The sequence below is a fragment of the Ruegeria sp. HKCCA5839 genome, from assembly GCF_013035585.1.
In the GTDB taxonomy this organism is placed as follows: Bacteria; Pseudomonadota; Alphaproteobacteria; order Rhodobacterales; family Rhodobacteraceae; genus Ruegeria.
In genome coordinates this window covers 1-6,112 of the sequence record NZ_WQIE01000020.1, presented here as the reverse complement: position 1 = coordinate 6,112, position 6,112 = coordinate 1, and the positions used below count along the sequence as shown (strand labels likewise).

Annotated in this window: 5 protein-coding genes; 4 read left to right on the top strand and 1 reads right to left on the bottom strand. The window is 50.9% G+C overall.

Annotated elements, in window-relative coordinates:
• Positions 1 to 499 precede the first annotated feature (499 nt).
• The 3 genes from GOV38_RS22140 to GOV38_RS22130 all read left to right on the top strand — a co-directional run bounded on the left by GOV38_RS22140 (position 500) and on the right by GOV38_RS22130 (position 3,197).
• Positions 500 to 1,432, top strand: a complete 933-nt coding sequence (locus GOV38_RS22140; RefSeq protein ID WP_171210381.1) for a hypothetical protein — start codon at positions 500 to 502, stop codon at positions 1,430 to 1,432.
• Positions 1,433 to 1,865: 433 nt separating this feature from the next.
• On the top strand, positions 1,866 to 2,333 hold the full coding sequence (locus tag GOV38_RS22135; protein WP_171210380.1) for a lytic transglycosylase domain-containing protein: 468 nt from the start codon (positions 1,866 to 1,868) through the stop codon (positions 2,331 to 2,333).
• A gap of 120 nt (positions 2,334 to 2,453) precedes the next feature.
• Positions 2,454 to 3,197 (top strand): alpha/beta fold hydrolase, encoded by a 744-nt coding sequence (locus GOV38_RS22130; protein WP_171210379.1) that lies wholly within the window; start codon positions 2,454 to 2,456, stop codon positions 3,195 to 3,197.
• A 171-nt stretch (positions 3,198 to 3,368) separates the two neighbouring features.
• Here GOV38_RS22130 and budA read toward each other — a convergent pair whose 3' ends face one another.
• On the bottom strand, positions 3,369 to 4,163 hold the full coding sequence (gene budA / locus GOV38_RS22125) for an acetolactate decarboxylase (protein ID WP_171210378.1): 795 nt from the start codon (positions 4,161 to 4,163) through the stop codon (positions 3,369 to 3,371).
• Positions 4,164 to 4,589: 426 nt separating this feature from the next.
• On the opposite strand from budA, the gene GOV38_RS22120 reads away from it, so the two are divergent.
• Positions 4,590 to 5,930, top strand: coding sequence for an adenylate/guanylate cyclase domain-containing protein (locus GOV38_RS22120; protein ID WP_171210377.1), 1,341 nt, complete (start codon positions 4,590 to 4,592; stop codon positions 5,928 to 5,930).
• Positions 5,931 to 6,112: the final 182 nt, after the last annotated feature.

Genomic DNA, 6,112 nt, shown 5'->3' with positions numbered 1-6,112 from the left:
CTGTCCTCGGCTCTCGCGTTGACGCGCGGAACGGCCTCGGCAAAGGTAGTGATTTTCGGGTCGTCCACAGAGGCACGTAGAGTACCCCAGCTGAAATGGGCGAGGTGGCGGATCGGTGTTGTCATTCCCGAGACTATGCACGCGAGCCACGGACTCTACAATTGATTTTCAAGTCATTTGGAACACGGGCGTGGATGGGCTCGGAGCGGTGGTTCGCTACGCCGTGCATTAATGGCCGCAGAGCGGTCGTTCGCAGGACTTTCGCGAACGTCTGCATCGAGCCCAAAGCAGACCTCAATCTCACTCACGGCATTCTAAGGTAAACAGTTTTTGGACATTTTCTGTAAGTGCGAACTCTCATGGTGCCAACGGAGGAAGCTGACAGCTTGGCAATCATAATTGCGCGGCCTTTTTTTGTACCGCTGCTAGGCAGAAATGAGGATATTGCAGAAACTGATCGCTTACTGTGTATTAGTATTTTCAGAATTGGGCAGCCTATATGAGTTTCACCAAAACAAAGGACCGCATATTTCTCGCCTATGAAACGTTTTCCGGCTGGCTTGCCCGACGTTCCAGACCTGTCAGAAAGCTCTTCTATGCCGTTGTCGGTTGGGTTCTTAGATTGATCTACGTGCTTCCGGGAAATCATGTCCGATATACCGCAATCGCACTATCGGCGCATGTGGACCACCCCTCACCTAGGCGATTGTTTAAGGAATACGTGCGGAAGCTTTTGCTGGGTTTTGATCGTGCAGAAAGGATACGGCATGGCTTCGGTGAAGAAATCGACGAAACTTTAATTGTCCAGGATCGTGAAAGATTTGAACGGCTCTTTGAGAATGGGAGTTTTATCCTCGTCTTACCTCACGCCCACGGCGCGATACCGATGGCCCGATGCCTATCGAACTCGTACCCCATATTATCGATTGTTCGGGTGTCAAAAGACAAAAACCGCGCCGAAGCTCAACATAGACTTTACCATAGTGTTGGATGTGAGTTTGTAGATGTGCGGGAAGCGGATCCAACTTTCGTTGCAAGGATCATTTTGAGAACATTAAAACGAGACGGGATCGTGGTCGCGATGGTTGATCGCATTGATGAGCCGCCCACGCAAGTCTTGAGCCCAGCTCGTGATCTCGCCGCTGTGTCGGCGTTCGGTGAGATCGTTGGTGTTCAAACCTGGCCAGCAAGATATGCCCAAAAGGCAGGGGTCCCGATACTAGCTGCGACTGTAGTACAGACCGAAACGGAATTGCATTTGGTTTTGGGCCAAAGTGTTATGGCTGGAGGGGATCTAGTATCCACAACTCAAAACTGGGTTAGTGAACTTGAACATCTTCTGCGACAATATCCTCAGGAGTGGATATTCTGGCTAGACAAACACTGGTCGCGTGTTTTGCGCCGCAATCCACCTGTATCCAGAAAGCTATAGGTTTCACGATGCCTATGAATAAACGATCGAGTACGCGCATGCAAAGTTAAGAGATAGGAAAAAACATGTCGTAAGTTAGGAGATTGTCTCTGACCAAAGGCTGCGATGACTGCGTCGCGGTCGCGGCTGAATTCTAACGCAGTGTCCGCAATCGAGCGAAGATGTTATTCACGGCGGAAAGATCGGCTTCACATTACAAAGGACAGCTCAGCGGCACTTACGGGACATCTAAGAAAATTGGTAAGATGGCCGAATTGAACTCAGAGTAGAGGCTAAAACCCAAATATCTGCTACTTCAAAATTTAGTTTGCTAAGGTCGCTGCTATCATAATGCTGGAATGAAAAAAAAGCCGCTCAGCAATACCCAAGGATATTGAATATCAATCGCGGTTGAGCACTGATAATGCTCATAGTTAGTGGGATGAGAATTTTGATGCGATATACAGCCGTTCTTGCCGCGCTATTTCTTGCCGCTTGCGGCAATGAACCCGCAGAGCCAATAACCCGTCTTTATCCCGGCGAGACGCCCGAGCTGCGCCTGATGATCAACGAAACCGCAGACGCAAACGAAGTGCCGCGTAGCCTTGTTCACCGAGTGATCCAGCGAGAAAGCGACTATCGCCCCCATGCCCGCAACGGTCCCTATTACGGATTGATGCAGATTTTGCCGGCGACAGCGCGCCAAATGGGGTTTCGCGGAGAGGCTTCCGACCTTTTGGACGCGCAAACCAACCTGACATACGCCGTGAAGTACTTGCGCGGCGCCTGGATGGTTTCAGATGGAAGTGAGCCCGAAGCGGTCATGTGGTATGCCCGTGGCTATTACTACGAAGCCCGAAACAGATGCATGCTTGTCGCCACGGGACTTAGAGATACTGAGGTCCGAAAATACTGCGGCTGACGTCTTTCCCACAGGAGTTGCACAAGTCTTCCGATAAACTGCAAAAAGCCTTCTTCAAACAAAGTAGCTTGTACAACGGAGCCATGTTGTTGCGCGTTCGGCCAAGTTCAGGAGATTGACATGTGTGCCGAAAACTCAAACCAATTTAAAGAGTTCCGCGACAATCGGCCGAGTATTTTGTTCGTTGCGGGATTCGGCGACAATGGGAGCATGTTCGATGGATTGGCTGAGACACATCTTGCCATCAGCCATCGTTTGTTGCCCATCAATCTTCCAGGATTTGGTGCTCAGCCCCTGGCTGGGAGAACAACTCTCGAAGCCCTGGCAAAATATGTAAAAAAGGAAGCAATAAAGTATGAGGCAGAGATTATTGTCGCCCATTCGGTCGCTTCAATCATAGCTTCCTTGGCCGCCGGCAGGGCTGACTGCCCTTTGACCACCATCGTTTCGTTGGAAGGAAATATTACCGCCGCAGATGCCTATTTTTCCGGGACAGCCGCTGACTACAGTGACCCGGCAGAATTTCGCGGAGCGTTTCTAATGCGGCTGGATGAAATGGCGAAATCCGCACCTATCATAAGAAGATATCGCGACGAAGTCTCAAAGGCCGATCCTGTAGCGCTTTGGCAGCTCGGCATCGACGCCCGGAAGTTTTCAACACACCACGTACCTGGTGAAGTTTTGCAACGTGCAGCAAATATCACCTACCTTTATAACCCCGACAATTGCCCCGAAGGCACTGTCCGTTGGTTAGAAGAAAACAAGATAAGCCGGATCGTCTTGGAAAACGCCACACATTGGCCGAGCGTTGATCAGCCAGAAATGCTCGCGAACAAAATCGCTGAGGCGCTCGAAGAAGCCTAAAGAGGCCACAAATCGGAGTCGTATGAAAGCCTGGTTAGGATTTTCGGAATTGTAAAAGCTCAGTAATGAAGCTCAACTTCTAGTTGCCTCTTCCGTCTCCCCGAAGTCAGAGCTCTTACGGCTTTCTTTGCTCCGGAATATTGCGCGCTCATTCGGGGCACTTAAAGGTGTCTAGCTATCGCTGCTTTCGGCTTTCAGGATACCGTCTGCCGAAGCGCCTGCGGTCAGATTGGCGTCAGAAAAGGATCTGCTTTCCGGAAGTTCGAGGTGCAGAGAAGACGTATGGTCAATTTCCAATCGGCCACTGGAAAGGGTGTAATCGAGTACATGCCCACCTTTACTCAAGTCGCTCGAAATAAAATGAAGGTGGTAGCCCGGCACACCGATACCCACCGCATAGTCCGGGCACCGAAACCCCAGAATTGTACCGTCCACGTCATTCAGCTCAAATTCTGCCTGAGTTTTCACGACTTCCAGCAGAGGTCTATAGGGTTTGTCCTGACGCAGGACATTTCTATATTTGATATGTTTGATGCGCCCAGTAAATCGAACGGCGTAAAATAGGTTCTTCGCTTCTGCTAGCCCGTCCAGTCGATCTTCAAAGGAGTGTTTGTCTGCTGTCTCATCCAGCGAAAGCGACACTGCGGGTTCGAAATTGATGACAGCAGCATATGGGGTCATGGCTGTGTCACTTGCAACTGTTGCTTTTCCTTCACCATCCAGCCTGTACGCTACGCCGTCTATTACAATCATCTCGCCGTCGAGCGCGTTGAACGTGCCGAGGCCAAAGTCTCCGTGTTTCAGCAAATCACCAATAGTGACAGTTCCGTCGTAAACACCCTGCATTACAGCGCTCAGCAGCGACGCCTGATAGTACTCGTGCGCATGTTCATTCGGTTCAAATCGCTGTTCATTGCTATAGCTGGCGGCAGCGGTTGCAAAGGTGAACTCTGTGTCATTGGGCATGAATTTCCACCACTTGGTGTTTCTGGACATTTTTTGGAATTTGGGTTGAAAGCACGCACAGTATCTCGCTCTCAATACGATCAGGCAACAGCTAAGGCCAGGCTAGTTTCCGCGAGCCTTCAATTGGTTTGTGAAGAACCTCGTGAATGACTGCCTCCACTCAGGTTGCGAACCTGCACGCCCGCTTATACAACCCGCGAAGAATGAGTTTGAATGTCCGGTTCGAACTGACTGCGGTCCTTTGGAGTTAGAATGCGGATGGCCGCAAAGTCCGCAGAGCTGTCATTCGTTGAAAATTACTCGATGTCTCGTGCGCGGACAAAGCAGCCGTCAGAATTATTGGCTACAATATCAAACTGAACGAATGGTTTTGGCTTTTGCCATGAGTGAGTCATATTCGGCAGCGAAACGCATTCGGAACGCGCCATGACCACTTTTATTAAACCATCCACTCAATTCACACGCGCGGGCGATGTTGCAATCGCGTATCAAGTCGTCGGCGAAGGGCCGGTCGATTTGATTTATATCTCCGGCTGGCTCCACAACATTGATGTGGTCTGGGAGCACCAGGGTTACCGAGACTTCCTTCGCGGACTAGCAGAAAAGTGCCGGGTCATCATGTTCGATAAACGCGGAACAGGAATGTCCGATCGTGATGTCGGAGCACCCACGCTGGAAGAACGCGCGGAAGACATTCGTGCTGTTATGGCTGCCGTAGGCAGTGAAAAAGCAGCAATTTTCGGAATCAGCGAAGGAGGCGCGATGACAGCAATGTTCGCGGCGTGCTATCCGGAAAAAGTGAGTTCAATCGTAATGATTGGCAGCCGTCCCTGCGACGCGTGGAAACCAGACTGGCCGAGAGGTAGGCGACGTGCTGAATTCGAAGAGGACCTTAAACACCTCGAAGCCAATTGGGGAAACCTTGGTTGCGAGTTGGAGTGGGCAGCCCCTTCAGTTAAGGATGATCCGGAAGAACAGGCATTTTTTAATAAACTGCTCACTTTGTCTGCTAGCCCCCGTTCGGCAATTGCCATCACGCGTCTGAATTATGATACGGACTACAGGTCAATTCTTCCCGCAATTGAAGCTCCTGCTCTCATTTTGCACCCTGAAAAGGATATTTCCATTTCGGTGGAAGACGGGCGGTACCTTGCGGAGAACATTCGCAATGCCCGTTTTGAGTTCGTAAAGAACTCAGATCATCTGCCTTGGATTGGCGACACGCGTGCCATTGTAAAGCAAATTACCGATTTCGTTTGCAGCGAAGCACCTCAGAAGGAAGAAACCCGTGTGCTTTCGACAATTCTCATGACCGACATTGAAGGGTCGACCGCCATCGCGACACGCGTCGGAGATGAGGAATGGAAACACATCATAGAGAAACATGATGCTCTCGCAGCGCGTGCAATTGCCCGCCACGACGGAACGTTGATCAAGACAATGGGTGACGGAATACTTGCAACTTTTGCCGGTCCCAGCCGGGCTATCGCATGCGCGGAGGCAATAAAGTCCCAAGCATCTGATATTGGTCTCACCATACGCGCGGGCATCCATACAGGAGAGTGTTTGCGCCGGAGCAATGATGTTTCCGGTTTGGCAGTAACTATCGCCGCGCGGATTCTTGAGTTAGTGCCGGGTGGCGAGGCTTGGGTGTCAGGCGTTGTAAGAAGTCTCGTTGTTGGATCGGGATTACAGTTTGAGTCATTGGGAGAACGGCAACTAAAGGGAGTTCCCGACGAGTGGCCTTTGTATAAAGTTTCAAGCTGACGGCTTTTTCTTGCTGACTTGAGGCTGCGTTGGGCTCGAAGCGGTCATCCGCGTGTTTTTGTCAGATGACCGCTCTGCGCTGTTGAGAAGGCGTTTGCGAGCTGTGTGACCTCGTTATCACTTCAATGCAGGTTGCTCGACCACCGCCAGTGCCGTGCTGATCCGCTCATACAACTCTTCGC